The sequence below is a fragment of the Pseudomonas syringae genome, assembly GCF_021606685.1.
GTDB lineage: Bacteria > Pseudomonadota > Gammaproteobacteria > Pseudomonadales > Pseudomonadaceae > Aquipseudomonas > Aquipseudomonas syringae_R.
The window spans coordinates 1-24,396 of record NZ_WKCB01000062.1 but is presented as its reverse complement, the minus strand read 5'-3'; the positions used below and the strand labels follow the sequence as shown (position 1 = coordinate 24,396).

General features: G+C 66.7%; 2 protein-coding genes. Both read right to left on the bottom strand.

Features of this window, described 5'->3' with window-relative positions:
• Positions 1–48 precede the first annotated feature (48 nt).
• Positions 49–11,373, bottom strand: coding sequence for a non-ribosomal peptide synthetase (locus GIW02_RS20575; RefSeq protein WP_236413761.1), 11,325 nt, complete (start codon positions 11,371–11,373; stop codon positions 49–51).
• On the bottom strand, positions 11,370–24,248 hold the full coding sequence (locus GIW02_RS20570; RefSeq protein ID WP_236422026.1) for a non-ribosomal peptide synthetase: 12,879 nt from the start codon (positions 24,246–24,248) through the stop codon (positions 11,370–11,372). The genes GIW02_RS20575 and GIW02_RS20570 overlap by 4 nt, the downstream gene beginning before the upstream one ends.
• Positions 24,249–24,396 lie beyond the last annotated feature (148 nt).

Here is a 24,396-nt window from a genome sequence, read left to right as displayed (position 1 = left end):
GCGTTGTGGCCGTTACCGCAGCAATGGATAAACTCGCCAACACCAGCCTCATGACACCACCTCCCCAACCACTACACCCTCCAACCACCACTGCGCCAAGCCCTGAACATTCGGGGCCTTGAGCAAGGTGAAGTGATTCCCGCCGCCGTACCAAACCTGCAGCCCACTGCCCTGCCGACGCCATCCCTCAACCATCAACCCCTGCTCGCGTTGATTACCGGCAGCGTCCAGCGCGGGGTCCTGGGCCAATACCAACCGCACTACGCCCTCAAACCGCCGTAGAGGCCGATATGCCGTACGCAACGCCGCCGCATAGGTACGCGACGGGCCCGCCATCGCGTCCACTCCCGCGCGCGCCGGCAGTAAGCCGACCCTGACCATCCCCGCATGCAGCCATTGGCGCTGTGCCTCTTCATCGCGCTGGGCAAACTCCGCCAGGTCGATGCCCAGCGACTTGCCCGCCGCCAACTGCATCGCCTCGATCAAGCGCAGCAACGCCGTCGTGGTCGTATAGGCTCTGCCCGCGCCGCCAGGTGCCTCACTGTCGATGACCGTCAACGACGCGACTTCACGCCCCGCTGCCTGCAGCTGCAGCGCCATTTCCAGCGCCACCCAGCCACCAAACGAATGCCCGAACAGGTGCACCGGCCCGTGGGGGCTCGCCTGCTCCAACGCCGCCAAGTAGCAACGCGCTGCGGCTTCTACCCCGCTATGGGGCACCGTCGCGCCATCCAGGCCGCGCGGCTGTAGACCGAACAGCGGCCAGTCACGGCCCAGCGCTTCACTCAAGCCCACAAACCCGGTGACGCTGTCGCCAGCCCCCGGCACACAAAACACCGGCGCAGCCCCTGCCCGACCGCTCTGGATGCGCAACAACGGCTGATGCGCGGCCTCGCTTGCCGGCGCACTCGCCAGCAAGGCCAGCGTCATCGCCTGGCCCAAGGCTGGGATATGCGGTGCCTGCATCATGCTCTGGTGATCACCCGGTACCGCCACTTGGCGCAATTGCCCAGGGGCCAGGGCATCGTCCCAGCCGAGGGATTGACTGCGCCGTGCCAGCTCGGTCGGCCGTTCACGCGCGCTGAACAGGTGCACCGGGATCGGCAGCGGGAACACGCTGTAGTGCGCCAGCGCGTGCCCATGCCCCACTTCCCGCTCGATAAAACTCAACAGGTCGGCATCCGTCGCCGCCGCCATTTGCGCGTAGAGCAAACCTTCAGCGCGACAGCGTTGCAGCAGGCCCGCAACGTCCAGTTGTCCACTGCCCGCTTCCAATTGCTCAAGACGCGCCAGCTCATTCACACCTCCCTGTGCTTTCCAATGGGCGCTGCACTGCAGCAGCAAGTGCCGTTTGAGCGCATCCGGCCCACTCCAGCGGGCCTTGCCCTGGTCGGTCATGCGTGGCACGTAGCTGTCGATCAAGCCGAGGAACGCCACCGGCTCATCCAACCCGAGCAATTGCATCGCCACTTCATAGGCCAGCACGCCACCAAACGACCAGCCTGCGACCCGATACGGCCCGTGCGGCTGGAGGCCGCGAATCAGCCCGACCAGGCGCGCCGCCAGACCCTCCATGCTGTGCAGGTGGGCCTCGCCGAGCGCCACGCCCGGCAAGCCATAGATCGGATAGTCACCCGCCAAGTGCTGGCCCAGCGCCGGAAAATACACGTCCATGCCACTGAACTCGTGAATCAGGAACAGCGGCGGCTGCGTGCCGCTGCTGCGCACGGTGATCACCGACGGGTTGCGTACCGGCGCCGCCGTGCGCTGGCGCAGCAGCGTGGCGACAGAGGCCACACTGGCATGCTGGAACAGCTCGGCCAGCGTCACCGACACCCCCGCCTCCTCCAGCAAGTTCACCAGACGAATCGCCAGCAATGAATGCCCGCCCAACTCGAAGAAACTGTCATGCCGCCCCACCTGCTCCAGCTTGAGCACCTCGGCCCAGAGACGCGCCAGGGTCTGTTCCAGGGCATCTGCAGGGGCTTCGAACTCGCGCATGATCAGCGCGTCGAGCGCAGGCTCCGGCAAGGCTTTGCGGTCGACCTTGCCATTCGCCGTCAGCGGCAGTTGCGCCAGCGGCACAAAGGCGGACGGCAGCATGTAGTCAGGCAGTTGAGCCTGCAGGTGGGCACGTACGCCGTCGATATCGACAGGTTCGGCGGCCCAGGTGAAGTAGGCCACCAGGCGCTTGTGCCCCGGTGCATCCTCGCGCGCCAGCACCACCACGTCCTGGACCGCGGCGAAGGTGGCCAGGCGTGCTTCAATCTCGCCCAACTCGATGCGGAAACCACGGATCTTCACCTGGTCGTCATTGCGCCCGATGCATTCCAGCAGGCCGTCCGCCGTCCAGCGGCCAAGGTCGCCGGTGCGGTACATCAGGGCGCCCGGGTTGAGAGGGTCCTGCACAAATTTTTCCGCGGTCAATTCGGGGCGATTCAAATACCCTTTGGCCACGCCATCGCCGCCGATGCAGATTTCACCGATGACGCCCAGTGGCAGCGCCTGCAACTGCGCGTCGAGCACATGCACCTGCGTGTTCGAGATCGGTCGACCGACCGGCACGCTGTCGGCGTTATCGGCGATTTCGCGCACTTCATAGGTGGTGGCGTAGGTGGTGGTTTCCGTCGGCCCGTAGCAATGCACCAGGCGCAGCCCGGGGGCGCGGGCCAACAGGCTGCGGAACGCCGCCGGGTCAGCGCGCTCGCCACCGCAGAGCAGGATGCGCAAGCCGGCCAGCGCCTCGGGCAGCATCTGCACGTACTGGTTGAACAGCGCCGTGGTCACGAACAGCACCGTCACGTCCGCCAAGGCTGCGGCGAACGCGGCCGGGTCGAGCAAGGTGGCGTGGTCGATCACCCGCACCTGACCGCCGTTGAGCAACGGCCCCCAGACATCCATGGTGCTGGCGTCAAACGCCGGGTTGGAGGCGAAGGCCACGCAATCACTGGCATTGAAGTCGGCGTAACCATTGTTGAGCACCAGCCGCGTGATACCGCGATGGGGTACCAACACCCCCTTGGGCGTGCCGGTGGAGCCGGAGGTGTACATGATGTACGCCACGCTGTCGCTGGTTTGGGACAGGTCCGGGTTGTGGCTCGGTTGCGGGTCAAGGCTCAGGGTGTCGAGGTCCAGACGCCGCACCGCGTGCTCGACAGTCGCGTCGCTGCGCGTCAACAGCCAGACGGCAGCGCTGTCCTGCAGCATGAACCCTTGGCGCTCGGCAGGCGCATTGCTGTCCAGCGGCACATAGGCGGCGGCGCATTTGAGGATCGCCAACTGGCTGATCAGCAGGTCCAGGGAGCGCGCCAGCCGGACCGCCACATTGTCACCGGGCTGCACACCCAGGCCCAGCAGGTGATGGGCCAGGCGGTTGGCACGGGTGTTCAGTTCACCGTAGCTCACGACCTGCTCGCCGTGCACCACCGCCAACGCGTCAGGCCGCGCCTGGGCCTGCGCTTCAAACAAGCGCTGCACCGTGTGTTCACGCGGGAACGGGCGGTCAGTGGCATTCAATGCCAACAGCTGCTGGCGTTCGGCAGCGGGCAGGATCGCTACGTGGCTGATGGCGATATCGGTAGGCTGCTCGAGCGCCTGCACCAGCTGTTCCAGCGCGACACCCAGGTAGACGCATAACCGCCGAGCACCCTGCCCCATGGCTTTCAAGGCGAAACCATCGCCCAGGTCATCCACGCTCATCGACACGCCGTAGTGCGTGTGTTCCTCGGCCTTGAGCAGTTGAATCCCTTGCCATGCCGCAGCGGCCGCGTTGCTGCGGGGCGCACTGTGGCGGTAGTTGAACAACACGCTGAACAACGGCGTCGCCGCCGGCACCCCGCTGCACCGCTGCACCAGCGCCAGCGGCGCGTGCTCATGGCCGAGCAGTTGGCTCAGGCGTGCGTGGGTGGCGTGCAATGCGTCGCGCACCGAGTGTTCACCCAGATCGACGCGCAGCGGCAAGGTATTGATGAACGCGCCCATGGCTCGCTCAGCCCCTTCCCCACCTTGCAGACGACCGAGCATCACTGTGCCGAACACCACCTGCTCACGGCCGCTGACCTTGCCCAGCACCTGGGCCCAGGCCAGGTGCATCAGGCTGGCGGCGCTTACCCCGGCCAGCCGTGCCTGGCTGCGCAGGCGCTGACTCAACCCCGGGTCAAGCGCCATCTGGGCGGTTTGCGCCTCGCCCAGGTACTGCACCTGGGTCGGTTCATCGACTTGCGCCAGCATCTCGCGGAAGAACCCCTCATGCTCGTCCGCTCCCACGCGGGTCTGCGCCACGTAGTTGCGGTACGGCACCGGCGCCTCCAACCGGGCCTGCTCGCCCAGCAAGAAGGCCTGCATCTCATGCTGCAGCACCTCCAGCGCGAGGTGGTCCATGACCAGGTGATGAAACAGCAAGGTAGCGACCACCTGCTGCGGCTCCTCGCTATACACCAGGCGCATCAGCGGGGCCTGTGCCAGGTCCAGGCGCTGCGGCAACGGGCCGCTTTCGACACGCAATGGCGCGTCGCGCCAGACCACTTGCACCGGCTCTTCCAGGCCGTCCCAATACACGGAGGTACGCAGGCTGTCGTGCCGCTGGATCACCGCCTGCAACGCTTGGGCAAACGCGTCGAAGCGCTGGCGGCTGTCGAAGGCAAATTCGGCCTGCAGCACATAGGCGTCTGCGCCCTGTACGGCGCGATGCTGATAGAGCATGCCGGCCTGCAACGGCGCCAGGGGGTAGATGTCTTGCACATTCGCCGCTCCGCCTGGGATGCAGGCGACGATGCGGTCGATGGCCGGCTGGTCCAGAAGGATCAACGCCAGCATGTCCGGCGTGATCCGCGTGCAATCGGCGGCGATGCGATTGGCCGGCACCGCCACTTCGCGACCACCACCGAGCGCCGCCGCCAACGCGGCCAAAGTCGGCTGAGCAAACACTACTTTCACGTCCGCCGACCAACCCAGACGCCGCAGGCGGCCCATCAGGCTGACCGCCAACAGCGAGTGCCCGCCCAGCTCGAAGAAGTGGTCGTGACGGCCCACTTGTTCGACCTTGAGCAGTTCGGCCCACAGCTCGGCCAAGGTGATTTCCGTAGTGCCCAGCGGCGCTTCGTATTCGCGCAGGGTCAGCGCCTCGTTGCCCGGCGCCGGCAGGGCCTTGCGGTCGAGCTTGCCGTTGGGGCTCAACGGCAACGCGTCCAGGTGCACGAACAGCGCGGGCACCATGAACTCCGGCAGGTGTTGCAGCAAGTGCGCGCGCAGTGTGTCGATCTCGCTGCGCGCACCGGTGTAGTAGGCCACCAGGCGCTCCTCGCGGGCGACCACGGCAGCCTCGTGGACAGTGGCGAACTCGGTCAGCCGGGCCTGGATTTCCCCCAGTTCGATGCGCAAACCACGGATCTTCACCTGGTCGTCATTGCGGCCCAGGTATTCGATCGTGCCGTCCGGCAAGTAGCGGCCCACGTCACCGGTGCGGTACAGGCGGCCCTCGGTAAACGGGTCGTCGAGGAAGCGCTCGGCGGTCAGCTCCGGCCGGTTCAGATAGCCACGCGCAACCTGCACGCCACCGATGAACAACTCACCGACCACGCCCAGGGGCACCGGCTGCAAATGCCCATCCAGCAGGTACATGCGCGTATTGGCAATTGGCTTGCCGATGGGGGTGTTGTCCGGCGTGGCAGCGCCTGCGCAGTGCCAGGCGGTCACGTCGACGGCAGCTTCGGTGGGGCCATACAGGTTATGCAGTTGGCTACCCGACAGCTGCTGTTTGAAGCGCCGCACCAGGCTGCCGGGCAAGGCTTCGCCGCTGCAGATCACGCGCACCAGGTCGGCGGCCTGGCTCACATCGCCGTGGGCGAGGAACACATCGAGCATCGACGGCACAAAGTGCAAGGTACTGATCTGCTCAGCCTCGATCAGCTCGCACAGGTAGGCCGGGTCCTTATGCCCACCAGGGCGCGCCATCACCAGACCCGCACCGGTGAACAGCGGCCAGAAAAACTCCCACACCGACACGTCGAAGCTGAACGGGGTTTTCTGCAGTACCCGGTCATGGGCGCCGAGGCCGTATTCGTCCTGCATCCACAGCAGACGGTTGACCACGCCGCGGTGGTCGTTGATCACGCCTTTGGGCTGGCCGGTGGACCCCGAGGTGTAGATCACGTAGGCGCCCAGCGCTGATACCTGGGGATTATCCTCGGGTTGGTGCTGCCAGCTCGGCTGGTCCAGATCGACCAGCGGCACGTCCCCCAACAGCGCGCGGGTTGCGCCCTGGGCCAGTACCACGACCGGCGCGCTGTCCTGCAGCATGTAGGCGATGCGTTCCAGCGGGTACGCCGGGTCGAGCGGCACATAGGCGCCGCCGGCCTTGAGGATCGCGTACAGGCCGATAACCATGTCCAGGCCGCGCTCCACGCAGATCGCGACGCGCGAATCGGGCTGCACGCCCAACGCCAACAGGTGGTGAGCAAGCTGGTTGGCCCGCGCATTCAACTCGGCGTAGGTCAACTGCCGCTCGCCAGCCTTGACCGCCAGCGCCTCCGGTGTGCGCGCCACCTGCGCTTCGAACATCCCGTGCAGGGTCTGCTCGAGGTTGTACGGCACGTGGGTGGCGTTGAACCCGAACAGCAACTGCTGGCGCTCGCGTTCATCCACCAGCGGTACCTGTTCCAGCACCGCCTGGTCGTTATCGACCATGGCCTGCAGGAGCCGGGTGAAGTAACCGGCATAACGCCGCACCGTCGACGCATCGAACAGCGCCACGGCGTACTCCAGCGCCCCGATAATTGTTCCCTGCACCTCGCTCAGGTCCAGGGACAGGTCGAACTTGGCAAAGTGGCTGTCCTGCACAATGCCTTCCAGGGCCAGGTCGCCCAGGGCCAGGGTCGGTGCGCTGCTGTCCTGCCAGGTCAGCAGGGTCTGGAACACCGGGCTATGGGCCAGACTGCGCAGCGGCCGGGTGATCTCCACTACCTGCTCGAACGGCAGGTCCTGATGGGCCTGGGCCGCGAGCGTCTGGGCCTTGACCCGCGCCAGCAACGCCTCGGTCGTCGGCGCGCCTGCCGTGTCGATACGCACGGCCAGGGTGTTGACGAACAGCCCGATCAGGCCCTCCACCTCACTGCGGGTGCGGTTGGCCACCGGCGAACCGATCACCAGCTCCTGCTGCCCGCAAAGCCTTGCGAGCAGCGCGGCCCAAGCGGTCATCAGGGTCATGTACAGCGTGGCACCGTGGCGCTGGCTCAACGCCTTGAGCCCGGCGGTAAGGCGTTCGTCCAGGCGCACTTCCACCGTGCTGCCGGCGTAGTCCTGTTGCGCCGGGCGCGGGCGATCGGTGGGCAGCGTGAGCAAGGCCGGCGCACCGGCGAGGGCCTGTTGCCAATAGCTGCTTTGGCGGTGCAGCACCTCGCCGCTGAGCCACAAACGCTGCCACGCGGCAAAGTCGCCGTACTGGATCGGCAACGGCGGCAGCGGGTCGGGCTGGCCATGGCTGAACGCCTGGTACAGGGCCATCAGCTCACGGGTGAGCACCCCCATGGACCAGCCATCAGAGACGATATGGTGCAGGGTCAACAGCAGCACATGGTGATCGTCGGCCATCACCACCAGGCGCCCGCGCAGCAGCGGCCCGCGCGCCAGGTCGAACGGCGCCGAGGCCTCGCCCTGGATCAACGCGTCCAGCGCCTGCTGGGGTTGCGGGTGGCGCCGCAGGTCCTGCACTTGCAGAGGCAGCATCGCTTCCGCCGGGACGATCAGCACCTGGGCCACATCGCCCTGCTGGGCAAAGCGGCTGCGCAAGGTGGAATGCCGCGCGACGATTCGCGCCAGCGCCTGTTGCAGGGCCTGCACATGCAACTGGCCACGCAACCGCAGGCCGATAGGTATGTTGTAGGCGGTGTTGGCACCCTCCATCAGCGCCAGGAACCACAGGCGCTGCTGGGCGAAGGACAACGGCACGTCCTCATCGCGGTTGGCCGGGAGAATATCCGGCAAGGTGCTGCGACCGGCCTGGGCCAGCACTTGGGCGACGGCGGCGAGTTCGGCATTCGCAAACAAATCGCCGAGCAACAGCTCTACCCCCAGGCGCTGACGCACTTGGGACACCATGCGCATGGCCAGCAGCGAGTGCCCGCCCAGCTCGAAGAAATGATCACGCCGCCCGACCCGTTCAACCTGCAGCACGTGCGCCCAGATCTGCGCCAACAGGCTTTCGATCTCACCCTCGGGCGCCTCGTACTCGCGGCTGAATACAGCGGCGCTGTCCGGCGCCGGCAAGGCTTTGCGGTCGAGCTTGCCGTTGGCGGTCAGGGGCAGCGTGTCGAGCTTCATGAAGGCGACCGGGACCATATAGTCCGGCAGGTGCGCCACCAGATGCGCGCGAATGTCACCCACCGTCACCGGGTCCAACTGCGGGTTTTCGGTGAAGTACGCCACCAGCCGCTCTTCACGCACCACCACCACGGCCTCGAGAAGGCTGGGCAGGTGGTTGAGCTGGGTTTCGATCTCGCCCAGTTCGATACGCATGCCGCGGATTTTCACCTGGTCGTCATTGCGCCCCAGGTACTCCAGCGTACCGTCGGGCAACCAGCGCGCCAGGTCGCCGGTACGGTACATGCGCCCGCCCGTGAACGGGTCGTGCAGGAAACGCTCGGCGGTCAACTCGGGGCGGTTCAGGTACCCGCGCGCCACCCCCTTGCCGCCTACGTACAGCTCGCCCGCCACCCCCAGCGGCACCAGCCGTTGCTGATCATCAAGCAGGTACACCGAGGCGTTGGCAACCGGCTTGCCGATGTGCAAAGGCCGACCCGCCTCAACCTTGCCGGAAGTGGCGACCACCGTGGCTTCCGTGGGGCCGTAATTGTTGATCAGCTCGAAATGCTGCGCGCGGCTGAACTGGCGCAGGCGATCGCCGCCGACCAGCAAGGTGCGCAACGTCGGGTGGTCGATCTGCTGGCTGAAGGCGTACTCGGCCACCGGGGTCGGCAGGAAGCACACGTCCAAAGGTTGCGCACACCACCAGGCCAGCAGCGCGTCGATGTCTTCGGCGCCGTCATGGGCCGGCGGCAGGTGCAGGGTCGCGCCCGCACACAGCGCCGGCCAGACTTCCCAGGCCATCGCATCAAACCCGAAACCGGCGACGCTGGCGGTGTGGCGCCCGGCGCACAGGTCAAAGGCGCTGCAATGCCAATCCACCAGGTTGGCCACGCTGTGGTGTTCCACCATCACGCCTTTGGGCAGGCCGGTGGAGCCGGAGGTATAGATCACATAGGCGAGGTTCGACGGCGTCATGGCGACCATCGGGTTGCTCGCCGAATGATGCTGCCAGGTGTAGCGGTCGAGGTTGATCACCGGCACCTCCAGGGCCGGTAAGCGCGCCAGCAAGGCGTGTTGGGTCAGCACCGCGACCGGGGCGCTGTCCGTCAGCAGATAGCTCAGGCGCTCGGCCGGGTGGGAGGGGTCCACCGGCACATAACAGGCACCGGCCTTGAGGGTTGCCAGCAACCCGGCCAGGGTATCCAGGCCACGGCGGGCGACAACGGCCACGCGGTCGTCGGGTTTGACGCCCAGGGCCAACAGGTGGTGGGCCAGCAGGTTGGCCTGCTGGTTCAGCTCGGCGTAGGTCATGTGCCGGTCGAGTTGCACGGCGGCGATGGCATCCGGGGTCCGCGCCGCCTGGGCTTCGATGCGCCCGTGCAGGGTGGTGGCGTGATTGCTGGAGGGTGCAGGGTTCGCCTGGGTGGCGTTGAACTGGTGCAGCAGCATGTGTTGTTCGGCGGCAGGCACCACCGACACCTGGTTGAGCGCGGTGTGCGGCGCCTGCTCCAGGGCGCTCAGCAGGTTTTCCAGCGCGGTTTGCACATAAGCGCAGACGCGCTGGGGGTCGACCTGGGTGGTGGCCAGCAGACGCAGGACAAACCCTTCCCCCAGGTCATCGACACTCAGGGTCAGCGGGTAGTTGGTGCGCTCATCCGAACGCAATGTCTCGATGCCTTGCCACGCCGCCACGGCCTCGCTGCTGTTGCCGGTGCCGCTGTGACGGTAATTGAGCAACGCACTGAACAACGGCGTCGGCGCCGCCACCCCGCTGCAGCGTTGTGCCAGGGCCAGGGGCGCGTGTTCATGGCGCAGCAGGCCGGTAAGCCGCGCGTGGGTGGCCTTGACCGCGCTGCGCAGGTCGTCGTTGCCCACTTCTACGCGAAACGGCAAGGTGTTGATAAAGATCCCCAACGCGCGATCCGTGGCATGCCCGCCCTGCAGGCGGCCCATCAGCACGGTGCCGAACACCACCTGGGATTTGCCGGCCAGCGCACTCAGCACCTGGGCCCAGCCCAGATGGAACAGGCTTGCGACGCTAACCCCCAGCAGCCGGGCCTGGGCACGCAGGCCCTGGTTGAGGGCAGCCGACAGCGGCCAGTCGAGTTCATTGATGCCACGGCCATCGCCCTGCACGTCCTGCAAGCCAAACGGCAGGGTCGGTTCGAGCACATCGCCGAGCATCTGCTGGAAAAACGCCTCATGCTGCTGCTCGCTGACCCCCAGGCGCGCCTGCGCCACATAGTTGCGAAACGGCACCGGGTGGCCCAGTTGCCCGGCAGTGCCGTGCAAAAACGCCTGCAGCTCATGGCGCACCACGTCCAGGGCGCTGTGGTCCAGGGCCATGTGGTGGAACAGCAGCATGGCCACGATGCGCTGCTGCGCCGGGTCCTTTGCCCAGGCCAGGCGCAACAGCGGCGCCTGGGTCACGTCCAGACGGTAATGCCGGGCGTCGAAACGCGCGTGCAACTGGGCGGCGATATCGCCCTCGGCCGGGTCCAGTTCAAGCGCCTGCACCGGCAGGCGCGCCTCGCGCCAGACCACTTGCTGGGGCTGCTGCAAACCTTCCCAGACCACGCCGGTGCGCAGGATGTCGTGACGGTCCGTCACCCCTTGCAACGCCAGGGCAAACGCCTCGAAACGCTCGACACTGTCGAAGGCAAACTGCGACTGCATCACATAGGGGTCGCCCTGCGCGGTGCTGACGTGGTGAAACAGAATGCCTTCCTGCAGCGGCGCCAACGGGTAGATGTCGTGGATATTCGCCACACCGCCCTCGACGGTGGCGACGATACGGTCGATCTCGTCCTGGCTGAGGCTGGACAGGGTCAGCATGGCCGGGGTGATGCGTTGCGCGCCGGGCGGGATGCCATTGGCGGGCACCTCGTTGGCGGCAGCGTATTCGCCAGCCTCGATCAGTTCGATCAACGCCGGTTTATGTTCGCGCAACGCCGCCAGGATCAACGGGTCGCTCAGTGCGTGTTTATTGCCTTGCACCGACAGCTGTTGACCTTTGAGCGCCAGCTGCACGTCTTTGGTTTTCAGCGTCGCCAGCAGTTCGAAAATGCTCACAGGACGATCTCCATTCGTTCAGTAATTGCCGCGTAGCCAGCCAGGGTCGGCTGTTCGAACAACGCGCGCACATCGGCTTCCATGCCTTCCTGGCGCAAGCGCCCGATCAAGCTGACGGCGAGCAATGAGTGCCCGCCCAGTTCAAAGAAATTGTCCTGGCGCCCTACCCGCTCGACGTTGAGCAACTCAGCCCACAGCTGCGCCAGCAGGGTTTCGGTAGCGCCCACCGGGGCTTCGTATTCGCGCAGGGTCAGCGCCTCGTTGCCGGGCGCCGGCAGCGCCTTGCGGTCGAGCTTGCCGTTGGGGCTCAACGGCAGCGCGTCGAGGTGCACAAACAGCGCGGGCACCATGAAATCCGGCAAGTGTTGCAGCAGATGCTCACGCAGCGCCGCTGCCCGCCCCCCGGTGTAGTAAGCGACAAGCCGATCGTCGCGGGCCACCACGGCGGCTTCGTGGACCTGAGGATGCTCAAGCAAACGCGCCTGGATCTCGCCCAGTTCGATGCGCAAACCACGGATCTTCACTTGGTCGTCATTGCGGCCCAGGTATTCGATCGTGCCGTCGGGCAGGTGGCGGCCGAGGTCGCCGGTGCGGTACATGCGCCCGCCGCTGAACGGGTCCTTGAGGAAGCGCTCGGCGGTAAGCTCAGGACGGTTCAGGTAACCCCGCGCCACTTGCACGCCGCCGATGAACAGTTCGCCGGCCACGCCCTGGGGCACCGGCTGCAACTGCGCGTCGAGCACATACAGACGCGTATTGGCGATCGGTTTGCCAATCGGTGTGTTGTCCGGCACCTGCGGTCGCGCGCAGTTCCACGCGGTGACGTCCACAGCGGCTTCGGTGGGGCCATACAGGTTGTACAGGCCACTCTGCGGCAGTTGATGTTTGAAGCGCCGCACCAGGCTGCCCGGCAAGGCTTCGCCGCTGCACATGACGCGCACCAGCCCGGCAGCCTGGCTCACGTCGCCATGGGCGAGGAACACGTCCAGCATCGACGGTACAAAGTGCAGCGTGGTGATCTGTTCGGCCGCGATCACGTCGCACAGGTATACCGGGTCCTTATGCCCGCCAGGGCGCGCCATTACCAGACGCGCGCCGGTGAACAGCGGCCAGAAAAACTCCCACACCGACACATCGAAGCTGAACGGGGTTTTCTGCAACACGCTGTCGTGGGCCTGCAGGCCGTAAGCGTCCTGCATCCACAACAGGCGGTTGACCACGCCGCGGTGGTCGTTGATCACGCCTTTGGGCTGGCCAGTGGAGCCCGAGGTGTAGATCACGTAGGCGCCCAGTGCCGATACCTGAGGATTATCCTCGGGTTGGTGCTGCCAGGTCGGCTGGTCCAGATCGACCACCGGCACGTCCCCCAGCAGCGCGCGCGTTGCGCCCTGGGCCAGCACCGCGACCGGTGCGCTGTCCTGCAGCATGTAGGCGATGCGTTCCAGCGGGTACGCCGGGTCCAGCGGCACATAGGCGGCGCCGGCCTTGAGGATCGCGTACAGGCCGATGACCATGTCCAGGCCGCGCTCCACGCAGATCGCCACGCGCGAATTCGGCTCTACGCCCAGCGCCAACAGATGATGAGCAAGCTGGTTGGCGCGCACATTCAGTTCGGCGTAGGTCAGGTGCTGCCCGCCAGCCTTGACCGCCAGCGCATCCGGCGTGCGCGCCACCTGCGCTTCGAACATACCGTGCAGGGTCTGGTCGAGGTCGTAATTGACCTCGGTGGCGTTAAAGCCGGCCAGCACTTGCTGGCGCTCCTGCGCCTCCAGCACCGGCAGGCGATTGACCGCCGACTGCGGCGCCTGCTCCAGCGCCTCGACCAGCCCGAGCAAGGTCACCTGCACGAAACCGCAGATACGCTGCGCGCCAATCGGCGTCGGGGTCATGGCGGTCAGGCGGAAACCGTCGCCCTGATCGTCCACATTCAACGTCAACGGGTAGTTGGTTCGCTCCTCGCTGGCCAGGGTCTGGATGCCCTCCCACGCCTGCGACACCGGCGCTTGCTGGCTGTCGCTGTGGCGGTAGTTGAGCATCGCACTGAACAACGGCTGCGGCGCGGCAACCCCACTGCAACGCTGGGCCAGCGCCAACGAGGCATGCTCATGGCCGAGCAGCGCGGTCAACCGCGCATGGGTCTGCTTGACGGCCACGCGCACGCCACTCGCATCAATGTCCACGCGCAGCGGCAAGGTGTTGATGAACATGCCCAGCGCCCGGTCACTGCCTTTACCGCCGTGCATACGGCCGAGCAGCACCGTGCCTAAGACTACTTTTTCCTGCCCGCAGGTGCTCGCCAGCACCCGCGCCCAGGCCAGGTGGAACAGGCTCGCGGCGCTGACCCCCAACACGCGTGCCTGGGCCCGCAGGCGTCGGTTGAGGTCCGGGGCGAGGTTGAGCTGCGCCTCTTCAATAGCATTGCCGTCGCCTCGCACATCCTGCAGGCCGAATGGCAGGGTCGGTTCGCTGATGTCACCGAGCATCTCGCGGAAGAACTGTTCATGCTCGGCTTCACTGACGCCCAACCGCGTCTGGGCCACATAGTTGCGGTACGGCGTGGCGTCCCCCGCCAGGCCCGGTTGCCCAAGCAGACTGGCCTGCATCTCGTGGCGCACGCGGTCGAGCGCGGTATGGTCGAGGGCAATATGGTGGAACAACAGGATCGCGACCACCCGCTGATTCGCCGGGTCCGGCGCGTACACCAGGCGCACCAGCGGCGCCTGGTGCATCGGCACGCGGTAATGCCGTGGGTCGAAGCGCTGGTGCAGGTGCTCGAGGTCATCGGCCTGCACCTGCAACTGCGCCCTGCGCCACACCACTTGCAGCGGTTGGGCCAGGCTCTCCCAGACCACGGCGGTACGCAGGATATCGTGGCGGTCGATCACCTGTTGCAGCGCCTGGGCGAAGGCCTGCAGACGCTCGAGGTGGTCAAACGCCAAGTGTGATTGCAGCAGGTACGGGTCGCCCTGCCCGGCCGTGATGTGGTGGTAAAGAATACCTTCCTGCAACGGCGCCAGCGGGTAGATATCCTGCACGTTGGCCGCACCGCCGGGCACCTGGGCAACAACCTGATCCAGTGTGGCTTGATCGAGTTCGACCAGGCTCAACAGGTCGGGCGTGATGCGCTGGCAGTCGGCGGGAATGCGATTGGCCGGCACCTGCACTTCGTGGCCACTGCCTACGGCGGCAGCGAGCGCGGCCAGCGTCGGCTGGCTGAACAGCACGCGCACATCGGCGCTGAGGCCAACCTGGCGCATGCGCTCGATCAGGCTCACGGCCAATAACGAATGCCCGCCCAGTTCGAAGAAGTGGTCATGGCGCCCCACGCGCTCGACCTGCAACACCTCGGCCCAGAGACGCGCCAGCGTGGTTTCGAGGGTGCCTTGGGGCGCCACATAGTCACGGCTCAACACCGCGCTGTGATCGGGTTGCGGCAAGGCCTTGCGGTCCAGCTTGCCGTTGGCGGTCAGGGGCAGCGCGTCGAGCTTCACATAGGCCACGGGCACCAGGGCGTCGGGGAGTTGCGCTTGCAGTTGCGCACGCAGGCTGTCGATGGCCACCGGCTGTTGCTCGGTGAACCAGGCGATCAACCGACCTTCACGCACCAGCACCACGGCCTCGCCCACACCGTGCAGAGCGGTCAGGCGGCTTTCGATCTCGCCCGGTTCCACCCGCACACCACGCACTTTGACCTGGTCGTCGGTGCGTCCCAGGTAGTCGAGGTTACCGTCGGGCAGCCAGCGCACCAGGTCGCCGGTGCGGTACATGCGCCCGGCATTGAAGGGGTCCTGCAGGAAGCGTTCGGCGGTCATCTCGGGGCGGTTCAGGTAGCCCCGCGCCACGCCGCTGCCGCCCACATACAGCTCACCCGCCACGCCCACCGGCACCGGCCGTAGCTGTCCATCCAGCACATACACGCGGGCATTCGCGACCGGCCGACCAATGTGCAACGCCTGTCCGGCGCGCACGCGGCCGGAGGTGGCGACCACGGTGGCTTCGGTCGGCCCATAGTTGTTGACCAGCGCAAAACGCCGCTCGTGAGTGAACTGGCGCAAGCGATCGCCGCCGACCAGCAGCATGCGCAAGGTCGGGTGCTGCAGGTTCTGGCTGAACGCGTACTCGGCCACCGGTGTGGGCAGGAAGCTCACCTCCAGCGGCTGCGCGCGCCACCAGGCCAGCAGCGCGTCGATCTGTTCGTTGCCGACTTCGGCAGGCGGCAGGTGCAGCGTGGCGCCGATGCACAGCGCTGGCCAGACCTCCCAGGCCATCGCGTCAAACCCAAAGCCAGCGACGCTGCTGGTGTGGCTGCCGGCACCCAGGCCAAAGGCGCTGCAATGCCAATGCACCAGGTTCTCCACGCTTCGGTGCTCCACCATCACACCCTTGGGCTGGCCGGTGGAGCCGGAGGTGTAGATCACATAGGCCAGGTGTGCGGGTGTCAGGGCGGGCAGTTGCGGGTTGCTGACGGCGTGGCGCTGCCAGGTGCTGTCGTGCAGGTCCACCGTGGCGAAATCGCCCAACAATGCGCGGGTCGACGCTTCAGCCAACACCGCCACCGGGGCGCTGTCCTGCAACAGGTAGGCGATGCGCTCGGCGGGGTACGCCGGGTCGATGGGCACATACCCCGCGCCCGCCTTGAGAATGCCCAGCAGCCCTACCAGCATCTGCGGGCCGCGTCGGCAGCAGAGGGCCACGCGGTCATCCGGCTGCACGCCGAGCGCCAGCAGGTGATGGGCCAACTGGTTGGCGCGCTGGTTGAGTTGCTGATAGGTCAGGGATTCGCCGTCCTGCAACACGGCGATCGCCTGGGGTTGGCGTTCGGCCTGCACCTCGAAGGCGCCGTGGAGGGTCTGGCCCTGGGGGAAATCCTCGGCGCTGGCATTGAACGCCTGCAGCAGGGTGTCGCGTTCCGCCAGCGGCAGTATCGGCAGCTGGTTAAGCGCCAGGGACGACGCGCTTTCCAATGCGCTGACCAACTGCTCCACGGCGTTGTGCATATAGCCACACAGCCGCTCGGCACCGATCTGCGGCAGCGCCAGCACGTGAAGGCCGAAGCCTGCGCCGAGGTCGTCGACGCTCAAGGTCAGCGGGTAGTTGCTGCGTTCTTCACCGCCGAGCAACTGCACACCGGCCCAGATGCCCTGCCCGCCGCGGGCCATTTCATCCGGGCTGCTGTGACGGTAATTGAGCAAGGCGCTGAACAACGGCACGGCGGCCGGCACCCCACTGCAACGCTGGGCCAACGCCAGCGAGGCATGCTCGTGGCCCAGCAATGCGCTCAAGCGCGCGTGGGTCGCCTTGACCGCCACGGCGGCAGCGGCCGCTACATCAACGCGCAGCGGCAAGGTGTTGATGAACATCCCGAGGGCCCGGTCCGCGCCGTCGCCGGCCTGCATGCGGCCCATCAGCACGGTGCCGAACACCACCTCGTCACGCCCGGACACCAGCCCCAGCACCTGCGCCCAGGCCAGGTGCATCAGGCTCGCCGCGCTGACGCCGGCGTGCCGTGCCTGCTCGCGCACGCGCTGGGCCAGGACCGGGTCCAGGGCCTGCGCGGCCTCTTCGATCGCGCGACCATCGCCCTGCACATCCTGCACGCCAAACGGCAAGGTGGGTTCGTCGACCTCGCCGAGCATCTCGCGAAAGAACCCTTCGTGCTCCTGCTCGCTGACCCCCAGGCGCGCCTGGGCCACGTAATTGCGGAACGGCGCCGCGGGCGGCAAGCCCTGCGCCGGGTTGAACATCAGGCTGCGCATCTCCTGGCCGACCACTTCCATGGCGGTGTGATCCAGCGCCAGGTGGTGGAACAGCAGGATCGCCGCCACGCGATCATTGGCGGGGTCCTGGGCATAGACCATGCGCAGCAGCGGCGCCTGGGTGATGTCCAGGCGGTAATGACGAGCATCGAAACGTGCGTGCAGTTGCTCGATGATGTCGCCGTCCGCCGGGTCCAGCACGACCTCCTGCGCCAGCCACTGCACGTCGCGCCACACCACTTGCACCGGGTGGTCCAGGCCTTCCCAGACCACCGCGGTGCGCAGGATATCGTGACGCGTCACCACCTGTTGCAGCACGCCCATGAAGCCGTGCAGGCGCTCAAGGCTGTCAAACGCCATACGCGATTGCAGCAGGTACGGGTCGCCCTGCTCGGCGCTGATGTGGTGGTAGAGAATACCCTCCTGCAACGGCGCCAGCGGGTAGATATCCTGCACATTGGCCGCGCCACCCGGCACGCTGGCGACGATCCGGTCGATGGCCGCTTGATCGAGTTGCACCAGGGTCAGCATCGACGGGGTGATACGCGCACAGCCCGGCACGATGCCGTTGGCCGGCACCACCACCTCGCGGCCGCTGCCCACTGCCGCTGCCAACGCCGCCAGGCTTGGCTGGTTGAACAGCACGCGCACATCGGCACTGAGACCGGCCTGACGCATGCGTTCGATCAGGCTGACCGCCAGCAGCGAGTGCCCGCCCACCTCAAAGAAATGGTCATGGCGCCCCACGCGGTCGAGCTTCAGCAGGTCCTGCCAGATCTGCGCCAGCAAGGTTTCCACCGCACCCTCAGGCGGCGCGTAGCCGCGGCTGAGCAACGCGCTCGAGTCCGGCACCGGCAGGCCCTTGCGGTCCAGTTTGCCGTTGGCGGTGAGCGGCAACAGCGCCAGCCAGACATAGGCTGACGGCACCATGTAGTCCGGCAACTGTCCCTGCAGATGAGCGCGCAGCGCGTCGATCGGCAGCGGCGCATCCGCCGTGTAGTAAGCCACCAGGCGCTTGTCGCCCGGTTCGTCTTCACGCACCAGCAGTACCGCGTCCTTGACCCCGGCAAAGCTCGCCAGGCAGGCTTCGATCTCGCCAGGCTCGATACGGAAACCGCGAATCTTCACTTGCAGGTCATTGCGCCCCTGGTAGCGCAACGTGCCGTCGGCCTGCCAGCAGGCCAGGTCGCCGCTGCGGTACAGCAGGCCGTCGCCATAGGGGTTGGGAATAAATTTTTCGGCACTCAGTTGCGGCTGGTTCAAATACCCCTTGGCCACGCCCGCGCCGCCGATATACAGCTCGCCGACCACGCCCAGCGCCACCGGCTGGTGGCGCGCATCGAGCACGTAGACCTGGGCGTTCGCAATCGGCCGGCCAATCGGGATACTGCCCTCGCCCAGCGCGGTGATCTCGAACGTGGTGGAAAACGTGGTGGCTTCGGTCGGCCCGTAGCCGTTGAGCAGGTGCTGCGGCTTGCCGTGTTGCAGCACGCGGGCGATCACCTGCGGGTCGAGCACGTCGCCGCCGACGATCAGGTAACGCAACTGGCGGAACACCGGCATCAGCGCATCGGCGTACTGGTGGAACAGCCCCGCAGTCAACCACAACACGCTGACCGCCTGCTCTTGCAGCATCGCCGCCAACGCGGCCTGGGACAGCAGTTGCGCCTGTTCGACCACCACCACGCAACCGCCATTGAGCAGTGGCGCCCAGACCTCCAGGGTGCTGGCGTCGAAGGCCGGGTTGGAGGCGAACGCCACGCGGTCACGCGGGTTGAAATCGGCATAGCCGTTGTTGATCACCAAGCGCGAAATCGCGCGGTGCGGCACTTGCACACCTTTGGGCGCGCCGGTGGAACCGGAGGTGTACATGAGGTACGCCACAGACTCCGCCGACGACTCCAGCTCGGGATTACGCGACGACAGCGCGTCCAGGTTCAGGTCGGCCAGGCCCGTGAGCACGCGGTGCGCGCCGCAGTCCTGGACGATGAAGGCCTGACGCTCGACCGGCGCGTTGACGTCCAACGGCACATACACGGCGGCGCACTTGAGAATCGCCAATTGGCCGATCAGCAGGTCCAGCGAACGTGGCAGCGCGAGGGCCACGTGCTCGCCCGGTTGCACGCCCTGGCTGATCAGGTGATGGGCCAGGCGGTTGGCGCGGCGATTGAGGTCGCGGTAACTCAGGGACAAGCGCCCCTGCACCGCTGCCACCGCCTCCGGATGGGCCAGCACCTGGGCTTCGAACAGCTGGTGCACGCCGAGGTGCGACGGGTAGTCGCGAGCCGTCGCGTTGAAGCCTGCCAGCAGTTGCTGGCGCTCGGCGGCAGGCACAATCGACACCGCCTCGAGCGGCGTCGTCGGCGCCTGCTGCAACGCGCTCACCAGCTGGCGCAGCGCGGTCAGCATGTAGTCGCCCACGCGTTGCACCTCCAGGCTGGCCACGCCTTGCACGGTCAAGGCGAATCCGCTGCCGAGGTCATCGACGTTGAGCACCAGCGGGTAGTTGCTGCGCTCCTGGGAGCTGAGGATTTCAATCCCGGCGGCGGCAAATGGACGCGCTCCCGGCGCTTCACCGGGGGCGCTGTGCCGGTAGTTGAGCAACGTGCTGAACAATGGCAACGAAGCCGGCACGCCGCTGCAACGCTGGGCCAGGGACAACGAGGCGTGCTCATGCCCCAGCAGTTGCGCGAGCCGCGCGTGGGTGGCGCGTACGCCGGCTTGCACACCGACGGCGCCAAGGCTGACCCGCAACGGCAGGGTATTGATGAACATCCCCAGCGCCCGGTCGGCGCCTTCGCCGCCTTGCATGCGGCCCAGCAGCACGGTGCCGAACACCACGTCCTGCTGACCCGAAAGCTGCCCCAGCACCTGCGCCCAGGCCAGGTGCACCAGGCTTGCGGGGCTCACTCCCAGTTGCCGCGCCTGTTCACGCAGGCCCAGGCTGAGTGCCGGCTCCAGCGGCAGGCGCGCCTCGACGATGCCGCTGCCGTCGCCATGCACGTCCTGCAGGCCCAGCACCAGGGTCGGCTCGTCGATATCGCCGAGCATCTCGCTGAAAAACGCCTCATGTTGCGCCTCGCTCACGCCGAGCCGCGCCTGGGCCACGTAATGCCGGTATTGCACCGCATCGGGCAGTTGCGCGTGGCTGCCGGACAGGCAGGCGCTGATTTCTTCCACCAGCACTTGCAGGGCGGTGTGGTCCAGCAGGATGTGGTGCAGCAGCAGGATGCCGACGTAGCGGCCAGCGTCTTCGGCATAGCCGAAATGCATCAGCGAGGCGCGCGTCAGGTCCAGCCGCACGTGTCGCGGGTCGAAGCGCTGCTGCAGGTGCGCGAGGGCGTCGCTGCCTTGCGGCTCGATGCGTTCGACCGCCAGCGGCGCCTGGCGGCAGACCACTTGCACCGGTTCATCGAGGCCCTCCCAGAGAATTGCGGTGCGCAGGATGTCATTGCGTTCGATCACGCGGTGCAGCGCCTGCGTAAAGGCGTCGACTGCGGCGTGATCACGGAAGCTGAACTGCACCTGCAACACGTAAGGATCGCCCTGGGCGGTTGCCAGGTGGTGGTACAGAATGCCTGCCTGCAAGGGCGCCAGGCCGTAGATATCCTGCACATTGGCGATGCCACCGGGCACGCTGGCGATGATGTGATCGAGGGCGGCCTGGTCCAGCGCCGCCAACGGCACCATGTCCGGGGTGATGTGCTGGCTGGCCGCCGTGATCAGGTTGGCCGGCGTCTGCACCTGCTGCTGCCCACCCACCGCAGCGGCCAGCGCCGCCAGCGTTGGCTGGCCGAACAGCACGCGCACGTCGGCGCCGAGGTCGACTTGGCGCATGCGTTCGATCAGCTTGACCGCCAGCAGGGAGTGGCCGCCCAGCTCGAAGAAGTTATCGTCACGGCCGACCTGCTCGAGTTTGAGCAGGTCTTGCCAGAGGGCGGCGATGGTGTTTTCTACTGCGCCCTGTGGCGCCTGGTAAACGCGCCGGGCCAGTGCGTCGGCGTCGGGTGCGGGCAAGGCTTTGCGGTCGAGTTTGCCGTGGGGGGTCAGGGGGAAGCTGTCCAGCCGCACAAAGGCGCTGGGCACCATATGTTCGGCGAGGCTCAGCAGCAGGTGCTCGCGCAGGTCGGCGATGGGGGTATCGCCCTCGGTGATCACGTAGGCCACCAGGCGCTTGTCGCCCGGCTCGTCCTCACGGGCGATCACCACGGCGTCGCGCACGCCCTTGGCGGTGGCCAGGTGGGCCTGGATTTCCCCCAGCTCGATACGAAAACCACGGATTTTCACCTGGTCATCGTTACGCCCCAGGTACTCGACGCTGCCGTCGGGCAGCAAGCGGCCGAGGTCGCCGGTCTTGTACAGGCGCAGACCGCTGGCCGGGTCGGTCAGGAAGCGCTCGGCAGTCAGCGCATCGCGGTTCAGGTAACCACGCGCCACCCCGGCGCCGCCCACGTACAACTCGCCCACCACGCCAAACGGCAGCGGCTCGCGGTGCGCATCCAGCACATACAGCTGCAGGTCGGGAATGCGCACACCAATCGGGCTGGCGCCGACATGCTGCACGTCCGCCGCCTGCAACGCCCGATACGTCACATGCACGGTGGTTTCGGTGATGCCGTACATGTTCACCAGTTGCGTGCCGGCATTGAGTGCGCGCGCATACCAGGGCTTGAGCATGCTCGGCTCCAGGGCCTCGCCGCCAAAAATCACCTGGCGCAGGGAGTGGGTCTGGTGGCTCTGGCCCTGAGCGACCAGCAGTTGGCGGAAGGCGCTTGGCGTCTGGTTGAGGATGCTCACCTGCGCGTCGCACAGCAGCGCGTAGCACTCCTGCGGCGAACGGCTGACCAGTTGCGGCACGATCAGCAACTGCCCGCCGTGCATCAGCGCGCCCCAGATTTCCCATACCGAGAAGTCGAACGCGAAGGAATGGAACAGCGCCCACACGTCCTTTTGGTTAAAGCCGAACCACTGTTCGGTAGCCGTGAACAGCCGCGCCACCTGACGGTGTTCGATCATCACGCCCTTGGGCTGGCCGGTGGAGCCGGAGGTGTAGATCACATACGCCAGCCTGGTCGGGCTGAGCGAGAGCCGTGGGTTGACGATGGACTCACCGCGCAGGCCGTTGAGATCAATGTGCGCCAGCTCGCCCACCAGGTGACGGGTGTTGGCCTGCACCAGCACGGCCAGCGGTGCGCTGTCGGCCAGGGTGTAGGCGATACGCTCCAGCGGATAGGCCGGGTCAATCGGCACGTAGCCAGCGCCGGCCTTGAGGATCCCCAGCAGGCCGATGATCATCTCCGGGCCACGCTCCACGCAGATCGCCACGCGGTCATCGGGGCGCACGCCCTGGGCCAGCAGGCGATGGGCGACCTGGTTGGCGCGTTCGTTGAGCTGGCGGTAGGTCAGGCCCTGGTTGTCGAAGCGCAGTGCGACGGCGTCAGGCTGGGCGGCGGCATGGGTTTCGACTTGCTGATGGATCAGGGCGCTGTCGGCATAGGTATGCGGGGTGTGATTGAGGCGGTGCAGCAGGGTCTGGCGTTCGTTGTCGGGGAGGATGTTCAGGCCGCTCAGCGGCATCTCCGGTCGCTGCTCAAGGGCGTCGGCCAGGCTTTCGAGCGCGGTGTGCAGGTAGCCCGCCACACGGCGGGCGCCGATGGAGGCGGCCACCATTACGGTCAGGGCCAGATCCTCACCGAGGTCATCCACGTTCACCGTCAACGGGTAGTTGGTGCGCTCCTCGGCGCCGAGCACCTGGATGCCTGGCGCGACGTCAATCACCTCGGCCATATCGCCCGTGGCGCTGTGCCGGTAGTTGAGCATGGCACTGAACAACGGCGTCGGCGCCGCCACGCCACTGCAACGCTGGGCCAGCGCCAGGGAGGCATGCTCGTGGTGGAGCAAGCGGGTGAGGCGAGCATGGGTGGCCTTGACCCCGGCGCGCACGCCCTGCCCGCCCACATCCACACGCAGCGGCAAGGTGTTGATGAACATGCCCAGGGCCCGCTCACCACCCTCGCCCGCGCCCATGCGGCCGAGCATCACACTGCCGAACACCACGGCTTCGCGCCCCGACACCACACCCAGGACCCGGGCCATTGCCAGGTGCAGCATGCTCGCCACGCTCACCCCCAATGGCCGCGCCAGGCCGCGCAGACGGCGACTCAGGCCGCTGTCGACGGCCAAGCGGGCCTCGTCGATGCCCTGGCCGTCGCCCTGCACATCCTGCAAACCGAACGGCAAGGTGGGCGCATCGATATCCGCCAGCATCTCGCGAAAGAACTGTTCATGGTCGGCCTCGCCGACGCCGTTGCGCACCTGGGCGATATAGCTGCGAAACGCCACCGGCTCAGCCGCCTGGGCTTGCTCGCCGGCCAGGTACAGCTGGATTTCATGGCGTACGACATCGAGGGCGGTGTGGTCGAGGATGGTGTGGTGGAACAGCAGCAGCGCGACGACGCGCTGATTAGCCGGATCATCGGCAAACACCAGGCGCAGTAACGGCGCCTGACCGAGGCCCATGCGGTAAGTGCGCGGATCACAGCGCGCAAGCAATTGCGCGAGGGCATCGCCGCCGTCCACCTGCACTTGCTCACACGCCAGGACCGCCTTGCGCCACACCACTTGCAGCGGTTCGTCCAGGCACTCCCAGGCCATGGAGGTGCGCAGGATGTCATGGCGATCGATCACCCACTGCAGCGCCTCGGTGAAGGTGTGCAAGCGGGCGCGGCTGTCGAATACAAACTGAGCGTGCAGCACGTAGGGGTCGCCGTGCTGGGCCGAAAGATGGTGGTACAGCATGCCTTCCTGCAGCGGTGCCAGCGGGTAGATATCCTGCACGTTCGCCGCACCGCCGGGGATGGCGGCGACGATACGGTCGATGGCCGTCTGGTCGAGGCTGACCAGCGGCAGCATGGCCGGCGTGATGCGGTAGGCCGGGCTCAGCCAGTCGCCGCCGTGTTCGGCTACCAGCGCCAGCAGTTGGGGTTTGTGGGCGATCAACTGATCCCACACGGTATCGTCCAGCGCCTCATCGTCGCCCAGGACAATCAGGTCGCCTTCCTCCATTTGCAGACGGATCGCATGGGTGGAAATCGCTGCCAATAATTTGCTGAACTGCATGGGGGGTAACCTGCCTGGTAAGTCACGGTGGAGAAGAAAGTCCGTTTTCAGCTGCCGTTTTGGTGCTGGGCGCCCTGGGTTGAATGGCGGGCGCAGCCTAGGGCCTGGATGGGCTCCGGCAGGGTTGGGGAAATAAGGGGGGGCTCTT